Source organism: Rhodococcus sp. PSi06, assembly GCF_054960675.1.
Genome location: NZ_JBHNYO010000009.1, coordinates 119,057 through 135,225, shown reverse-complemented (window position 1 = coordinate 135,225; position 16,169 = coordinate 119,057). Strand labels below are relative to the sequence as shown.

Sequence of the window (16,169 nt, the reverse complement as noted above, 5' to 3'; positions counted from 1 at the left end):
AACGATGTCGGTTGTCCATCCTAGGGAGTGGCGAGCGCGTGCGACGATTCCGCACCGACGATCACGTCGCGTCGGTGCTGTCGGAACTGCCGGAAGAGCTGCCGGAACCATTGGATGGATCCTCGGCGAGGATGCGGTACAAGGACCGGCGTGCCTCGATCAGGACCTCGGCCGCTCGATCGACCTGACGCGCTGTTCCCACACCGGCCACCTGACCGGCCGCTCCCATCAATTGTCCGATCAGTGCCCGAAGATCACGCGCATCGATGCCGACGGAATCGGCGACGTCGTCCCACGGACTTCCGAGATCCGCTCGGTGGTCTTCGACATGCCGCTCACCCTCGGCAGTCAGTGCTGCCGTCTTGCGGCCGGCGACTTTGTCGATCGACACCAAGCCCTCGTCCTCGAGCTGGGACAGAGCGGGGTAGATCGAACCCGGACTCGGCTTCCAGGTGCCGTTGCTCTTCTCGGCGATCTGCTGGATGAGCTCGTAGCCGTGCATCGGACGGTCCTCGAGCAGCAGAAGAATCGCAGCGCGTACATCGCCGCGACGGCCCCGACCGCCTCGACCCCGACCGCGACCGAAATCTGCATTCGGACCGAAGCCGCCTGGTCCGCCGCCGCGCGGTCCGACACCGCCGGGCCACATACCCTCGCGCCCTCGCCCGCCGTGACCGCCCCCACGCCGGCCGTGCTCCCCGTGACCTCTCCTTCCTCGTCCCCTGTCGCGATGTTCGTCCTCTCCTGCCGGACCGCGCGCGTCGTCCTGCGCCATCCACATCTGGAACGGCGCGCCGCGCAAGCGAGCGCGTCCATGTCCGCCTGCGAAAGGTCCCATCCGGGGATCTCCGCGGCGACCGAATTCGTGTGCAAAACCTTCGAATGCGTAGTTCATCTCGTTCTCCTTCGTATCGATTGAACAAGTCGACGATATATCGGCAATAGAACTTTGGCAAGCCCCGGAGGTTACCTCTTCATTTTTGGACCTGGAGCCGTTGATCGGAGCCGAACAGACTCTCTCAGCCGATCCGAATGGGATCGATCTGAATCCGGACACCCGCGCCGAGCTTCTTGGCGCTACGGGACGCTTGCGCAGTCGACAGCGCTCGCGCGAGAGCCGCACCGGTGCTTCGCGGAACCCGGATCAGGAGCCGCTGCACATCTCCGGACAACCCGTCCTCGCCGCTACCCGCTGGTGCGCGCTGACCGTCGGGGAGATCGACGGGGCCCAGGATCTCCACCGTCTCGGGCAGATCCGCACTGTCGACCAACGCCGTGATCGCATCTGTGGTGCCGTCGATCGCTGCGACGTGAACGGCAGGGGGGAATCGAACCTCCACCCGCTCGTCCAGCTGACTTCGCGCGTGCCACAGCGGATCCCAGCGCACCAAGGCCTGCACCGTCGGGATTTCGGACTCGGCCACGACGACCACGCGCCCCCCGTCCGCACCGGGTCGAACCAACGCCGCAGCCGTCATCCAGCGACGCAGCGTCTCCTCTGCCGCGCGCAGATCTGCTCGGCCCAGCAGGGCCCAACCGTCGAGCAGCAGTGCCGCGCCGTACCCGCCGTCCACGGTCGGTTCGGCACCGACGGTCGACACCACGAGCGAGCCACCGGGCTTCACGGTGTCGAGGACCGTCGTCCCGCCGGAGTTGTGTATCGGCACGCCGGGGAAGGCACGGCCGAGTTCCTCGGCCGTGCGTCCCGCTCCGATCACGACCGCGCGGAGGTTGCGAGACCCGCAGACCGTGCATCGGTGCGCGGCGTCGGCTATGCCGCACCACGAACACGTCGGCGTACTCGCTCCGTCGCTGCCGGGAGCCGAGGGCAGGGCCAGCGGTCCGTTGCAGCGTCGACACCGCGCCGGGTTCCGGCATTTCGCGCACGCCAACGACGGAACGTAGCCGGCGCGTGGAACCTGAACCAGCACAGGGGCATTCGCCTTCAACGCCGCACGCGCCGCCTCGAAGGCGATGGCAGGAAGGCGAGCCACTCTAGCTGCGGGATCGCGAGCGAGAGCATGGTCGGAATCGGCCAGCGCAACCACGTGAGGCTGGCGTTCGCGCACCAACTCACGGGGGGCCACCAGGTCGTGTGCCCAGCCGGAATCGACGAGGGCCTCCGCCTCCGCCGTTCGGGAGTGTCCACCGACGACGACCGCCGCCTTCGACACGTGCGCGCGGAGCAACGCCACCTCACGGGCGTGCGGATACGGCGAGCGCGGCTCGGCGAAACTGTCGTCACCGTCGTCCCAGATCGCGATCAAGCCGAGGTTCGACACGGGCGCGAACACCGCACTGCGAGTACCGACCACGACCACCGGTCCAGACCTCAGACAACGCAGCCACTGCCGGTATCGCTTGGCCGGTCCCAGTCCCGCCGACAGCGACACCACCCGGTCGGACCCCACCGCCGCCGCGCATGCGCTCTCGAGACGGTCGAGATCCCGTTGATCGGGAACCACGATCACAGCGGACCGTCCGCCCCCCACGGTGACGGCGGCCGACTCGGCCAACCGGACGGGCCACGATTCACCGGGTAAGGCCTGCCACACCGCACGTGGGACACGTTGCTCCCCGAGAGCATCGAGAAAGTTGGACCCATGGGTGTAAGCAGCCCACCCCACCCGATCGACGATCGGTTCTTCGACCTCGTCGACGACCGGAATGGGCTCTGCCTCGACCCGAGCGTGACGAGCCGGAACTGCCAGACGCAGCACGTCCGCCCGCGTTCCTGCATAGCGGTCGGCAACCGCCGTGACCAACTCGGCGATCTCCGGAGTCAGAACACGTTCGGGGGACACCACCCGGTCGAGCCAACCGAGCCGACCGGCGTGGTCGGTCTCGGCCAACCTGGCCAGAAGGAATCCATCGACGAGCCTGCCCGCGAAACGCACGCGCACTCGCACACCCGGCTGGGCATCGGCGCTGGCGTCCTCGGGAACGAGGTAGTCGAACTCGCGGTCCAGGTGCGGCAACGGCAGCATCGGAAGAATGCGAGCAATCGGGAGATCGGTTGCCGCAACCCGCGTCACACCAGCCACCGCACCTCCTTCTCGATCGTCACCCCACACTCGACGTGGGAGCACCGAGCCGGTGCGAACAGGGTACGTGCGGCAGCATCGCTGCCGGTGTCGAGGGACCTACAGCCCGGCCGCAGCCCGGAGCTTGTCGGCGCGATCGGTGGACTCCCACGGCAGGTCGATGTCCGTACGGCCGAAGTGGCCGTACGCGGCCGTCTGCGCGTAGATCGGGCGAAGCAGATCGAGATCGCGGATGATGGCACCGGGACGGAGGTCGAAGACCTCGCTGATCGCCGCCTGGATGCGAGCGGGGTCCGTCTTCTCGGTACCGAAGGTCTCCACGAACAGTCCCACCGGTGCCGCCTTGCCGATCGCGTAGGCGACCTGCACCTCGATGCGATCGGCCAGACCGGCTGCAATTGCGTTCTTGGCGACCCACCTCATCGCGTAGGCGGCGCTGCGGTCGACCTTCGACGGATCCTTGCCCGAGAATGCTCCGCCGCCGTGCCGAGCCATACCGCCGTACGTGTCGACGATGATCTTTCGGCCGGTCAGTCCGGCGTCTCCCATCGGTCCACCGAGAACGAACTTCCCGGTGGGATTGACCAGCAACCGCACGTCGGACGTGTCGAGGGTCGGCACGTCCAGCTCTGCGAGCACCGAGCCCAGTACCTTCTCGCGAATGTCGGGAGTCAGGAGGTTGTCGAGGTCGATATCGGCAGCGTGCTGAGTCGAGATCACGACCGTATCCAGACGAACGGCATTGTCGCCGTCGTACTCGATGGTGACCTGGGTCTTGCCGTCCGGACGCAGATACGGCAGCACACCGCTCTTACGCACCTCCGTCAGTCTGCGAGAGAGCCTGTGCGCCAACGCAATCGGCAACGGCATCAATTCGGGTGTATCGGTGTTCGCGTAACCGAACATCAATCCCTGATCGCCTGCACCCTGCCGGTCGATCTCGTCGTCGGACAGTCCTTCGACGCGGGCCTCGTGCGAGTGATCGACGCCCTGGGCGATCTCCGGAGACTGGGCACCGATGGCGACGTTCACGCCACAGGAATTTCCGTCGAAGCCCTTGGCGGACGAGTCGTATCCGATCTCGAGCACCTTCTCGCGCACGATCTTCGGGATGTCCGCATAGGCGGTGGTGTTGACCTCACCTGCGACGTGAACCTGGCCCGTGGTGACGAGCGTCTCCACCGCAACCCGAGACCGTGGATCCTCTGTCAGTAGAGCATCGAGGATCGAATCGCTGATGGCGTCACAGATCTTGTCGGGGTGACCTTCTGTAACGGACTCACTGGTGAAAAGCCGACTACCGGACTTGCTCACGGACTTCCTCTCGACGCATGTTCTTGCCCGACCCGACGGCTGCTGCCGACCGAGCACTCCACGAAAATTGATGTTCTCTCGGTGTTATCGCCCCTGCGGGCGCCGAGCAAACCTCGACGGCGCTGTCGCCCTGGTACTGGGAACGCTAGCTGCTACGACATCGATCGTGCACCCTTGGCATCATCGTGTATTCGAAGTCGGCCGGGTACTCGACGACAGGGGTGGATCCGAGATCGCCCCTGTATCGAGGGAACCGAGCAGTTGAGCGACCGAATCCAACACCCGGCTGGCCAGCAGAGCTTTCGAGCCCTCCCCCAGCGCGGACTCGGTGCCGTCGGACCCCAGCAACCATCCGTCGTTGTGGTCCACCTCGAATGCTTTGCCGTCACCGACCGCGTTGACCACGAGCAGATCGCAGCCTTTGCGTTCGAGCTTGGCACGCGCGTAGGTCAGCACGTCACCGTCCGCGTCGCCGGTCTCGGCGGCGAATCCGACGATCACCGTCGACGACGGCAACTCGCCCGCACGCCGAGCGGAGACCAGACCGGCGAGGATATCGTCATTGCGCACCAACGGTATCGACGTCGGTTCGTTGGAGCCCTTCTTGATCTTGCTGGCGGCGATGGACTCCGGCCGGAAGTCTGCGACCGCGGCCGCCATCACCACGGCATCGACATCGGACGAGTGCGAGCGCACTGCGTCCTGCATGGCCGACGCCGTCTTGACGTGGACCACATCGACCGCAGCGGGGGCCTCGAGGTCACTGGTGTATCCGGCGATCAAAGTCACGTGCGCACCGCGCTGAGCGGCGACCCGAGCCAGTGCGTAACCCTGTTTTCCCGAGCTCCGGTTCCCGAGAAAACGAACGGGATCCAGCGGCTCACGTGTGCCACCGGCGGAGATCAGTATTCGTCGGCCCTCGAGATCGCGCGGCATCGCGTCGGCGCGTTCGGTGAGCAACATCGCGAGAGCGAAGATCTCTTCGGGTTCGGGCAATCGGCCCGAACCGGTATCGCTTCCGGTCAAACGGCCGGACGCCGGCTCGATCACCTGGGTGCCGCGCGATCGGAGCGTAGCGACGTTCGCGACCGTTGCCGGGTGCTCCCACATCTCGGTGTGCATGGCCGGTGCCAGCACCACCGGGCACCGAGCAGTCAGGAGCGTCGCGGTGAGCAGATCGTCCGCTCGCCCGCCCGCGATTCGAGCCATCAGGTCCGCGGTGGCCGGTGCGACGACGACGAGATCCGCCTCCTGTCCCAACCGGACGTGCGGAACCTCGGGTACGTCGGCGAACACGCCGGTGTGCACCGGCTGGCCGGACAGCGCCTCGAACGTCGCGCGCCCGACGAATTCGAGTGCCGACGCGGTCGGGATCACTCGAACCCGATGGCCGTTCTCGGTGAATTTTCGGATGAGCGCACAACTTTTGTAGGCGGCGATACCGCCGCCTACTCCGACGACCACATGCACGTCAGATGTCCCCCGTCGGGTTCTTATTCGCCTTCGGTGTGCTCGAGGAGGTCGGCGTGGATCTCGCGAAGCGCGATCGACAGCGGCTTCTCCTGCAGGCCCGGCTCGACCAGCGGTCCCACGTACTCGAGAATTCCGTCACCGAGCTGGTTGTAGTAGTCGTTGATCTGGCGAGCGCGCTTGGCTGCGTAGATAACGAGGGCGTACTTGGACGAGGTCCGCGCGAGCAGCTCGTCGATGGGTGGATTGGTGATGCCGAGCGGCGTGTCGTAGGCCGGCAGAGCGCTGCGTCCGTCGAAGTCGGAAACGGCCGCTGAAGTGCTGCTCACTGATGATCTCCTGAAATTGCATCGTTGGTGCTACGAACTAGCTGGTCGGGGCCTGATGCGCCGTGAAAATGGTCAGCTGTTACCGACCGACGACCTACCGACCAACAAGGATACCAACTGTTCGCACGAATGGTCGACATCGGTATTGACAACTACGGTGTCGAACTCGTCCTGGGCCGCCAGTTCCACCCTCGCCGTCTCCAACCGGCGCTGAGTGGCCGCACTCTCCTCGGTCGCCCGGCCGACCAGCCGGGACACCAGGTCTTCCCACGTCGGTGGTGCCATGAACACCAGCAGAGCTTCCGGCTTGGACACTCGAACGGCCCGCGCACCGGCCAGATCGAGCTCGAGCAACACCGGACTGCCGGCCTCGAGCGCGGCGTCCACCGCTGCCGCGGGAGTCCCGGACCGCTGCAATCCTCCGTGGATGCTCGCCCACTCCAGCAACTCGTCGTCGGCGATCATCCGATCGAATTCATCGGACGACACGAAGTGGTAGTCCTGACCGTCCACCTCGCCCGGCCGCGGTGATCGAGTGGTGACCGACACGCTGAAGACCAGTTCCGGCAGTGCGGCACGCACGAGCCGAACGACACTGGACTTCCCGACGCCGGAGGGGCCGGACAGCACGACCAACCGGCCCCGCTTCTGCTCCGGTGCGGACGCCGCCGAAGTGTCACTCACGTCGTCAGGCCTCGAAATCGAACTTCGTCAACAACGCCTTGCGTTGCCGATCTCCGAGTCCGCGCAGTCGACGGGTGGGCGCGATCTCGAGCTCCGTCATGAGTTCGGCGGCCTTGACCTTGCCCACCTTGGGCAACGCCTCCAGCAACGCCGAGACCTTCATCTTGCCGAGGATCTCGTCCGTCTCGGCGTCCTTCAGGACCTGTTTGAGGTCGGTGCCGCCGCGCTTGAGACGCTCCTTGAGCTCGGCGCGAGCCTTGCGGGCGATTGCTGCCTTCTCGAGCGCAGCAGCGCGCTGCTCGGGGGTCAACTGGGGAAGGGCCACTGTCGGTTCCTCCGTCTTCTCGTTCGGGGCGAGCAACCGACTCGATCTGCATCGGTGGGTCGCTCGTCGGTACGTGCCTGCCGAGGACCGTATGTACAGCGATTCCTCTGCACATGCCGTTGAGCAAGGTCGTTGTGCAATGTCATTGTGCAAGGTCGTTGTGCAAGGTCGTTGTTCAAGGGCGTTGTGCAATCCGTCGGCAGCGTTAGCGACCGTACCGACGACGCGCGCTCACCGCTAACCCACCCCCACAAGCCGGCCGAGGTACCGGTCGACTATGCGAGACCTGCCTCGATCTCGTCACGCAACCGCATCGCCGCCTCACGCAACGCAGTCACCGACGGGCCCGCCGCCAACACGTTCCTGGATGAATTCGGCAGCAGCAACTCGCGGCAATCGGAAAAGATCTCTGCCAGATCGTTCACCGTCGCACCCTGGGCACCGAGACCCGGCGCCAGGACAGGCCCGGAAAAGCCCGACAGATCGAGCCCGTGATCGCGGGTGGCACCGACCACCAAGCCCACTGTGTCGGCATCGACGCGGTTGCGCTCGGCCGCCGCGTCGACGATCGACTGCGCGACGGACCCACCCGCGGACATCGACGCGTGCTGCAGCGCCGACCCTTCCGGGTTCGACGTTCTGGCCAGCACGAACACACCGCGTTGATGGTGCACCGCGCGATCGACGGTCTGCTCCAGCGAATCGAACCCCAGGTACGGCGATACGGTGACGGCATCGGACGACAACGGAGAATCCGGCTCGAGCCACGCCTGCGCGTACGCATCCATGGTCGTTCCGATGTCGCCGCGTTTGGCGTCCGCGATCACCAACGTGCCGGCGTCCCGTAAGACGCCCACCGTGCGCTCGAGCACCGCATATCCGGCGGAACCGTACGACTCGAAAAAAGCCACCTGGGGCTTCACGACGGCCACCTCACCGACGAAGGCTTCCACACACAGCTCGGCGAACACCTCGAGACCGTCCGCCGTGCGCGGCAGTTCCCACGCATCGAGCAGGGCCGGATGCGGATCGATGCCGACGCACAGCCGGCCACGCGCCGCGACTGCCGAGCGCAACCGATCCGGCCAGCTGTGGTGATGACTCACGGCAGGACCAAGCCTTCCTTCAGCCCGGCGTGCAGATCCTGCAGGGACCGGACACCGATTCCCCCGGCGATACCGGCTTCGATGCCCTGCACTGCCGCCGATGCACCCTGCACGGTGGTGATGCACGGAATGTTCTGCGCCACGGCGGCACTACGAATCTCGTAGCCGTCGACGCGCGGTCCCGAATTGCCGTAGGGAGTGTTGATCACCATGGCGACCTCACCGGCCAGAATGCGATCGACGATGGTGCGCTCGCCTGCCGGCACGTCCTCACCGGACTGCTTGTACACCTGCTCGCACTTGATGCCGTTGCGCCGCAACACATCTGCGGTTCCTTCGGTGGCCAGGATGTCGAACCCGAGATCGGCGAGTCGTTTGACCGGGAAGATCAACGACCGCTTGTCCTTGTTGGCCACCGACACGAACACTGCGCCGCTCGCGGGCAGCGAACCGTACGCAGCGGTCTGACTCTTGGCGAATGCGGTACCGAAATCGAAATCGATACCCATCACCTCACCGGTCGACTTCATCTCCGGACTGAGCAGGGTGTCGACGCCGGTTCCGTCCGCGCGGCGGAATCGGTTGAACGGCAACACCGCTTCCTTGACGGCGATCGGGGCACCGGCCGGCACTGTGCCGCCGTCCCCGGTCTCGGGCAGGATGCCTGCGGTCCGCAGCTCGGCGATGCTCTCCCCCAACATCACTCGCGCGCAGGCCTTCGCCAGCTGCACGGCCGTCGCCTTGGACACGAACGGCACCGTGCGGCTCGCGCGCAGGTTGGCCTCGAGGACGTATAGAATGTCGTCCTTGAGGGCGTACTGGACGTTGAGGAGACCTCGAACACCGATGCCCTTGGCCAGGGCTTCGGTACTCCTACGGACGTTCTCCAGATCGGTCTTACCGAGGGTGATCGGCGGCAACGCACAGGCGGAGTCTCCGGAGTGAATACCGGCTTCTTCGATGTGCTCCATGATTCCGCCGATGTAGACCTCGGTGCCGTCGCAGAGCGCGTCGACGTCGATCTCCACGGCGTCTTCGAGGAATCGGTCGACGAGCACCGGTCGGTCGTCGGAAATCTCGGTCGCGTTGGAAATGTACGTCGCCAGGGAGGCTTCGTCATAGACGATCTCCATGCCGCGTCCGCCCAGCACGTACGAGGGACGCACCAGCACCGGGTAGCCGATGCCCGCGGCGATCTCACGGGCCCCGTCGAACGTCGTCGCGGTGCCGTACTTGGCTGCCGGCAGTCCGGCGGAGTCGAGGACCTTGCCGAACTCACCGCGATCCTCGGCGAGATCGATTGCCTCGGGCGAAGTTCCGACGATGGGCACGCCTGCGGCCTTCAGTCGCTTGGCCAGACCGAGCGGTGTTTGACCGCCCAGTTGCACGATGACGCCGCGTACTGTGCCCGACGCCGCCTCGGCCCGGTAGACCTCGAGGACGTCCTCGAACGTGAGCGGCTCGAAATACAGGCGGTCGGCGGTGTCGTAGTCGGTGGAGACGGTCTCCGGGTTGCAGTTGACCATGACCGTCTCGTAGCCGGCCTCGGACAGGGTCAGTGCCGCGTGCACACAGCTGTAGTCGAACTCGATGCCCTGACCGATGCGGTTGGGACCCGAGCCCAGAATCAGTACCTTCGGGCGGTCCGGCTGCGGAGCAACCTCGGACTCGGCTTCGGGATCGAGTTCGTACGTGCCGTAGTGATACGGCGTCTTGGCCTCGAACTCTGCCGCGCAGGTGTCGACGGTCTTGTACACCGGGTGCACACCGAGTTCGTCGCGCAGCGCGCGCACTCCGTCCTCGCCGCCGAGTTCGGGTCGCAGAGCGGCGATCTGGCGATCGGACAGACCGTGGTACTTGGCCTGACGCAGCAGCATCTCGTCGAATTCCGCGGCCTCGCGAACCTGAACGCCCAATTCGTGGATCTGCTGGAACTGGTCGAGGAACCAAGGGTCGATCTTCGTCGCCTCGAACAGCTGCTCGGGGGTGGCACCGAGGGCGAAGGCCTTCTCGATCCCGTACATCCGACCGTCCTGCGGTACCGACAGGTCTTTCAGCAGAGCGTCCAGACTCTCTGCTTCGACGTCCGGTCCGGTCCAGTACCCCGCACGCTTGGTCTCGAGCGAGCGCATCACCTTGCCGAACGCCTCGGCGAAGTTCCGACCGATGGACATCGCCTCACCGACGGACTTCATCGTCGTGGTCAGCGTGCCGTCGGCACCGGGGAACTTCTCGAACGCGAATCGCGGCGCTTTGACCACCACGTAGTCGAGCGTCGGCTCGAAGCACGCCGGGGTTTCCCTGGTGATGTCGTTGACGATTTCGTCGAGGGTGTAGCCGATGGCGAGCTTGGCTGCCATCTTGGCGATCGGGTAGCCGGTGGCCTTGGACGCCAGCGCCGACGAGCGCGACACGCGCGGATTCATTTCGATGACGACCAGACGGCCGTCGGCCGGATCCATCGCGAACTGGATGTTGCAGCCGCCGGTGTCGACACCCACCTCACGCAGAATGTCGATCGAGAGGTCGCGCATCTTCTGGTACTCGCGGTCGGTCAGCGTCATCGCGGGCGCGACGGTCACCGAGTCACCGGTGTGGACGCCGACCGGGTCCACGTTCTCGATCGAACAGACGATGACCACGTTGTCGCGGCCGTCACGCATGAGCTCGAGCTCGTATTCCTTCCATCCGAGGATGGATTCCTCGATCAGCACGTTGGCTGTCGGTGAGGCCGCCAGGCCGCCGCCGGCGATCCGGGTCAGATCCTCGTCGTTGTAGGCCAATCCCGAACCGAGACCACCCATCGTGAACGACGGCCGGACGACCACCGGGAATCCGAGCTCGGCGACGGTCTCGCGGACCTCGTCCATGGTGTAGCAGACGGCGGACTTGGCGGATTCTCCACCGACCTTGGCGACGATGTCCTTGAACTTCTGTCGATCCTCGCCGCGCTGGATCGCGTCGAAGTCGGCACCGATCAGTTCGACGCCGTACTTGGTGAGAATACCCTGATCATGCAGTGCCACAGCAGCATTGAGAGCTGTCTGTCCGCCCAGGGTGGCGAGCACGGCCTGGATGGGGTGGCCCTGCTCGGCTTCGCGGGCGAAGATCTTCTCGATGAACTCCGCGGTGATCGGCTCGACGTACGTAGCGTCGGCGAACTCCGGGTCGGTCATGATCGTGGCCGGGTTGGAGTTGACGAGGCTGACGCGCAGGCCTTCCTCGCGCAGCACGCGGCAGGCCTGGGTGCCGGAGTAGTCGAACTCGCAGGCCTGGCCGATGACGATGGGGCCGGATCCGATGACCAGGACGTGGTTCAGGTCTGTGCGGCGTGGCATTACTTCTTCTCCTGAAGGACGCTGGTGAAACGGTCGAAGAGGTAGGCGGCGTCGTGAGGGCCGGCCGCGGCCTCGGGGTGGTACTGCACGGAGAAGGCGCTGCCGTCGATCAGCTCGACGCCTTCGACGGTGCCGTCGTTGGCGCAGGTGTGACTGATCCGGGCTCGGCCGAAGTCGGTGTCGAATTCCTCCCCCGCTTCACCTTCGAGTGCGAATCCGTGATTCTGCGCGGTGATGGCGATGCGTCCGGTGGTGTGTTCGATCACGGGGATGTTCATGCCGCGGTGGCCGAACTTCATCTTGTACGTCCCGCGGCCCAGTGCCCGACCGAAGATCTGGTTGCCGAAGCAGATACCGAACAGCGGTAGCTCTCGCTGAAGTACCTGCCTGGTCAGCTCGACACTGCTGTCGGCCGTGGCCGGGTCGCCCGGGCCGTTGGACAGAAAGACACCGTCGGGGTTCAGCTCCAACACCTGCTCGATGCTGGTGTTCGAGGGAACCACGTGGACGCGAATACCGCGCTCGGCGAACATTCTCGGAGTGTTGGTCTTGATGCCGAGATCGACTGCCACCACGGTGAATCGAGCGTCTCCGCTGGGCTCGATGGTGTACCCGGCACCGGTGGTCACCTCACCGGCGAGGTCGGCGCCGAGCATGGACGGCTGCCCGACAACCTGCTCGAGCATCTCCTCGGAGGTCCCGAGCGCATCCCCCGAGAACACCCCTGCTCGCATCGACCCGCGCGTGCGCAGGTGCCGGACCAGAGCGCGCGTATCGATTCCGGCGATGCCGACGACGTTCTGCGCTTCGAGCTGATCCTGCAGAGTCCCGGTCGAGCGCCAGCTGGACGTCCGACGCGCCGGATCTCGAACGACGTAGCCGGCCACCCAAATCTTGTTGGGATCCTGGGCGCTGGCGGCTTCACCGTCCTCCTGGTTCCAGCCGGTGTTGCCGATCTGCGGCGCCGTGGCGACGACGATCTGTCGGTGGTAGCTCGGATCCGTGAGTGTCTCCTGGTACCCGGTCATTCCGGTACAGAACACGGCCTCGCCGAGGGTGCGCCCCTGTGCGCCGAATGTGGTGCCGCGGAATGTCCGGCCGTCCTCCAGAACAAGAACTGCGCTGCTCACGCGGTTTCCTCCTTGGTTTCTCCGGTGAAACTCTCTGTCCACACCGGGTAGATCTGCTTGTCGTCGGCCCGAAAGCCGGTGTCTATCTCGGTTCCCGTCGGGAGCTCCCAGCGAATGACCAGGAGACCGTCCTTGGTCATGACCTTGCCCGCGAGCCCGCGCTCGGTGCGGATCGCCCGGATCGAGTCGGTCGGAATCCAGATGGGTGATTCGCCGTCTCGATCGAGCAGAATTCCCTTCTCGTACCGGGACAGTTCGCCGGTGGCGCGGTGACCGATGTCGCCGACGGCGATGCGGTCCTGCCAACTCGGCGCGATGGTGCTGCCGACGTACAGGCCGGTGGTCGGCGCGATGTGCGTGGCACCCAGGTCGTCGGGCACGGCCGGGAGTTCACCGATTCGTGCTTCCTGACGCTTCTGCCGCCCTCGCCAGCCTCGGAAGATCAGCGCGATCATCAGCGCCCAGAACAGGACGAATCCGATGACGATGAGAACTCTGTCCACGGCTCTACTCCCCTGCCCTGTTCGCCACTGAACCGTTGTCGGCCACAGTGCTGTCGCGGACGGTGACTCGTCCGCGCAGCACGGTCGTGGTCACCTTCGACGAGAACGTCATGTCCTCGAACGGTGTGTTGTGTGCGACGCTGGCGAGCTTCTTACCCGAAACCGTCCAGCTCGCGTTCGGATCGACAACGGTGAGGTTGGCGATCTCGCCCACCTCGATCGGCCGGCCCTGATCGGTCAATCCGACAATCTGCGCGGGACGCTCGCTCATCACTCGCGCCACACCTCGCCAGTCGAGCAGGCCGGGAGTCACCATCGTGTCGACCACGATGGACAGGGCCGTTTCGAGTCCGAGCATCCCGGGGCGTGCGATCGAGAATTCGCAGCACTTGTCCTGCTCGGCATGCGGCGCATGGTCGGTGGCGACGCAATCGATCACACCGTCGGCCAGACCCGTGCGCAACGCTTCGACATCGGATTTCTCGCGCAGCGGCGGGTTCACCTTGTTGATCGCGTCGTACGTCTCGAGCCGCGAATCGTCCAGCAGCAGATGATGCGGGGTCACCTCCGCGGTGATCGAAATGCCCTGTCCGCGTGCCCATTTCATCAGTTCGACGGTACCGGCGGTGGAAGCATGGCAGATGTGTACCCGCGCACCGGCATCACGCGCGAGCAGTGCATCGCGTGCGACGATCGATTCCTCGGCCGCACGCGGCCACCCGGCCAGTCCGAGCCGAGCCGCGGTGGGTCCCTCGTGCGCGACGGCACCGACGGTGAGCCTGGGCTCCTCGGCGTGCTGAGCGATGAGCACACCGAGCGAACTCGAGTACTCCAAGGCGCGCCGCATGATCAGCGGATCGTCGACGCAATGGCCGTCGTCGGAGAACATCTTGACTCGGCCGATTCCGGCTGCCATCGTGGCCATCTCGGCGAGTTGCTTGCCCTTCAAGCCGACGGTGATCGCCCCGACGGGGTGGACGTCGACGAGGCCGACTTCCTGCCCCCGGCGCCAGACGTGGTCGGTCACGACCACCGAATCGGCAACCGGATCGGTGTTCGCCATGGCGAACACCGCGGTGTAGCCGCCCAATGCAGCTGCCGCCGAACCGGATTCGATCGTCTCGGTGTCCTCGCGGCCCGGCTCACGCAGATGGGTGTGCATGTCCACGAACCCGGGCAGCAGGATGTGGCCGCGCGCATCGATGACATCCGCGCCGTCCGCATCGAGATCCGCGCCGATCGCGGCGATCTCCTCCCCGGTGATCAGCACGTCGGTTTCCGAGCCCTCGCCGTACAGCAGGACTCCGCGCAGCAGTACCGACTGGGCGGCCGGAGCGGTCATGACGCACCCCCGTCGGAACCGACCAGCAATCGGAACAGCACTGCCATCCGCACGTGAACTCCATTCGTAACCTGTTGCAAGACTGCAGTTTTCGGAGAGTCCGCCACCGATGACGCGATCTCCATACCGCGGAGCATCGGACCGGGGTGCAGCACGACGGCGTGATCGGGCAGCAGCTCGAGCCGGCGCTGCGAGAGCCCGTAGGTGATCGAGTACTCCCGAGCGGACGGGAAGAACCCACCGTTCATGCGTTCGGCTTGAACACGCAGCATCAGCACGGCGTCCAACCCTGGCAGCTCGGCGTCGATGTCGTGCGACACCCGCACCGGCCAGCCGCTCACTCCCACCGGCAGCAGGGTCGGTGGCGCAATCAGCACCACCTCGGCTCCGAGTGTGGCGAGCAGGATCGCATTCGATCGCGCCACCCGGCTGTGCAGGATGTCGCCGACGATCGCGATGCGACGGCCGGCGATGGTGCCCAGGCGTTGTCGAACCGTCAGAGCGTCGAGCAGGGCCTGGGTGGGATGTTCGTGCGTACCGTCACCGGCGTTGATGACGGCAGGACCTCCACCTGATCCTTGGTCGGCAGTCCACTGAGCGATCTGGTGTGCGGCACCCGATGCCGGGTGCCGCACGATGAGTGCGTCGGCTCCGGCGGCGCGCAGGGTCGTGGCGGTGTCGCGGAGCGACTCCCCCTTCGACACCGAGGAACTACTTGCACTGACGTTGATGACGTCGGCGCTCATCCACTTGCCTGCCACCTCGAACGAGACGCGGGTGCGCGTCGAGTTCTCGAAGAAGACCGTCATGATGGTGCGCCCGCGCAGCGTCGGTAGCTTCTTGACTTCGCGACCGAGTAGCGCTTGCTCGAACCGTTCGGCTTCGTCGAGAAGTTCGGTGGCCGAATCGACTGTCAGGTCGGCGACCGAGAGAAGGTGCTTCATCGCGCAGATCCTCCCTCGGCGAGGGTGACGCCGTCCCGGCCGTCGTGCTCGGACAGCAATACCGAGACGTCCTCGGTGCGCGCGGTGGGCACGTTCTTGCCCACGTAGTCCGCGCGGAGGGGAAGTTCGCGGTGACCGCGGTCGATGAGGACCGCCAGCTGCACGGCGCGCGGACGGCCCAGGTCGCGTAGAGCGTCGAGCGCGGACCGTACGGTTCGCCCGGAGAACAGTACGTCGTCCACCAGTACGACCAGTGCGTCGTCGACGCCGCCGACCGGTACCGACGTCCGCTCGAGCGGACGGTGCGGCTTGTTGCGCAGATCGTCGCGGTAGAGGGTGATGTCGAGCGAACCCAGCGGGGGCCGAACGCCGGAGAATGCCTCGATGCGCTCGGCGAGACGCTCTGCCAGGGTGGTTCCGCGGGTGGGGATGCCCAGCAATACGACGCGGGGCGAGTCGGGCGCATCGAGTGCGGTCTTCTCGATGATCTGGTGGGCCATGCGAGAGATGGTGCGACCCACATCGGCCGCGGACAGCAACTCACGGACGGCAGGATCAGCGGACGAACTTTCGGGCGCAGGCAAACTACGACCTCCTTCTCCGCCTCTCTGGACGGATCGTTAAAGGATGTCTGACATGT

14 protein-coding genes are annotated in these 16,169 nt (G+C 65.6%); all 14 read right to left on the bottom strand.

The features are described from left to right. Positions 1 to 61: 61 nt before the first annotated feature. Positions 62 to 775 (bottom strand): PadR family transcriptional regulator, encoded by a 714-nt coding sequence (locus ACFI9K_RS13650; RefSeq protein WP_462664071.1) that lies wholly within the window; start codon positions 773 to 775, stop codon positions 62 to 64. Between the two features lie 244 nt (positions 776 to 1,019). Next, the gene (locus ACFI9K_RS13645) at positions 1,020 to 2,987 is read right to left on the bottom strand and encodes a primosomal protein N' (protein ID WP_462664070.1); all 1,968 of its coding nucleotides are present in this window, start codon (positions 2,985 to 2,987) and stop codon (positions 1,020 to 1,022) included. 156 nt (positions 2,988 to 3,143) lie between these two features. After that, positions 3,144 to 4,358: a methionine adenosyltransferase gene (gene metK / locus ACFI9K_RS13640; RefSeq protein ID WP_462663980.1), complete on the bottom strand. Its 1,215-nt coding sequence runs from the start codon at positions 4,356 to 4,358 to the stop codon at positions 3,144 to 3,146. A gap of 180 nt (positions 4,359 to 4,538) precedes the next feature. After that, positions 4,539 to 5,828, bottom strand: a complete 1,290-nt coding sequence (gene coaBC / locus ACFI9K_RS13635; RefSeq protein WP_462663979.1) for a bifunctional phosphopantothenoylcysteine decarboxylase/phosphopantothenate--cysteine ligase CoaBC — start codon at positions 5,826 to 5,828, stop codon at positions 4,539 to 4,541. A 23-nt stretch (positions 5,829 to 5,851) separates the two neighbouring features. Then, positions 5,852 to 6,157: a DNA-directed RNA polymerase subunit omega gene (gene rpoZ, locus ACFI9K_RS13630; protein WP_008716576.1), complete on the bottom strand. Its 306-nt coding sequence runs from the start codon at positions 6,155 to 6,157 to the stop codon at positions 5,852 to 5,854. Between the two features lie 72 nt (positions 6,158 to 6,229). Next, positions 6,230 to 6,841, bottom strand: coding sequence for a guanylate kinase (gmk, locus tag ACFI9K_RS13625; RefSeq protein ID WP_462663978.1), 612 nt, complete (start codon positions 6,839 to 6,841; stop codon positions 6,230 to 6,232). Positions 6,842 to 6,845: 4 nt separating this feature from the next. After that, positions 6,846 to 7,166 (bottom strand): integration host factor, actinobacterial type, encoded by a 321-nt coding sequence (mihF, locus tag ACFI9K_RS13620; RefSeq protein ID WP_027496987.1) that lies wholly within the window; start codon positions 7,164 to 7,166, stop codon positions 6,846 to 6,848. A gap of 275 nt (positions 7,167 to 7,441) precedes the next feature. After that, positions 7,442 to 8,272: an orotidine-5'-phosphate decarboxylase gene (pyrF, locus tag ACFI9K_RS13615; RefSeq protein ID WP_462663977.1), complete on the bottom strand. Its 831-nt coding sequence runs from the start codon at positions 8,270 to 8,272 to the stop codon at positions 7,442 to 7,444. Then, positions 8,269 to 11,610: a carbamoyl-phosphate synthase large subunit gene (gene carB, locus ACFI9K_RS13610; RefSeq protein WP_462663976.1), complete on the bottom strand. Its 3,342-nt coding sequence runs from the start codon at positions 11,608 to 11,610 to the stop codon at positions 8,269 to 8,271. Before carB ends, pyrF begins: the two co-directional genes overlap by 4 nt. Continuing rightward, positions 11,610 to 12,740 carry a glutamine-hydrolyzing carbamoyl-phosphate synthase small subunit gene (gene carA / locus ACFI9K_RS13605; protein ID WP_462663975.1) on the bottom strand — a complete coding sequence of 377 codons (1,131 nt, stop codon included), beginning with the start codon at positions 12,738 to 12,740 and terminating at the stop codon, positions 11,610 to 11,612. The genes carB and carA overlap by 1 nt, the downstream gene beginning before the upstream one ends. Further along, positions 12,737 to 13,243 (bottom strand): PH-like domain-containing protein, encoded by a 507-nt coding sequence (locus ACFI9K_RS13600; RefSeq protein WP_462663974.1) that lies wholly within the window; start codon positions 13,241 to 13,243, stop codon positions 12,737 to 12,739. Before ACFI9K_RS13600 ends, carA begins: the two co-directional genes overlap by 4 nt. 4 nt (positions 13,244 to 13,247) lie before the next feature. Next, complete coding sequence (locus ACFI9K_RS13595) at positions 13,248 to 14,585, bottom strand: dihydroorotase (protein ID WP_462663973.1); 1,338 nt, start codon at positions 14,583 to 14,585, stop codon at positions 13,248 to 13,250. Further along, entirely contained in the window at positions 14,582 to 15,529 is a 948-nt protein-coding gene (locus tag ACFI9K_RS13590; RefSeq protein ID WP_462663972.1) for an aspartate carbamoyltransferase catalytic subunit, read from the bottom strand. The genes ACFI9K_RS13595 and ACFI9K_RS13590 overlap by 4 nt, the downstream gene beginning before the upstream one ends. Further along, a complete protein-coding gene (gene pyrR, locus ACFI9K_RS13585) occupies positions 15,526 to 16,113 on the bottom strand; it encodes a bifunctional pyr operon transcriptional regulator/uracil phosphoribosyltransferase PyrR (protein WP_462663971.1) in 588 nt (195 codons plus the stop codon). Before pyrR ends, ACFI9K_RS13590 begins: the two co-directional genes overlap by 4 nt. Between the last annotated feature and the right edge of the window lie 56 nt (positions 16,114 to 16,169).

Bases quoted from the DNA above. Each gene is read 5' to 3' on its own strand.
- ACFI9K_RS13650 (WP_462664071.1), bottom strand. From the start codon at position 775: ATGGCGCAGGACGACGCGCGCGGTCCGGCAGGAGAGGACGAACATCGC.
- ACFI9K_RS13645 (WP_462664070.1), bottom strand. From the start codon at position 2,987: ATGCTGCCGTTGCCGCACCTGGACCGCGAGTTCGACTACCTCGTTCCC.
- carB (WP_462663976.1), bottom strand. From the start codon at position 11,610: ATGCCACGCCGCACAGACCTGAACCACGTCCTGGTCATCGGATCCGGC.
- ACFI9K_RS13595 (WP_462663973.1), bottom strand. From the start codon at position 14,585: ATGACCGCTCCGGCCGCCCAGTCGGTACTGCTGCGCGGAGTCCTGCTG.
- ACFI9K_RS13590 (WP_462663972.1), bottom strand. From the start codon at position 15,529: ATGAAGCACCTTCTCTCGGTCGCCGACCTGACAGTCGATTCGGCCACC.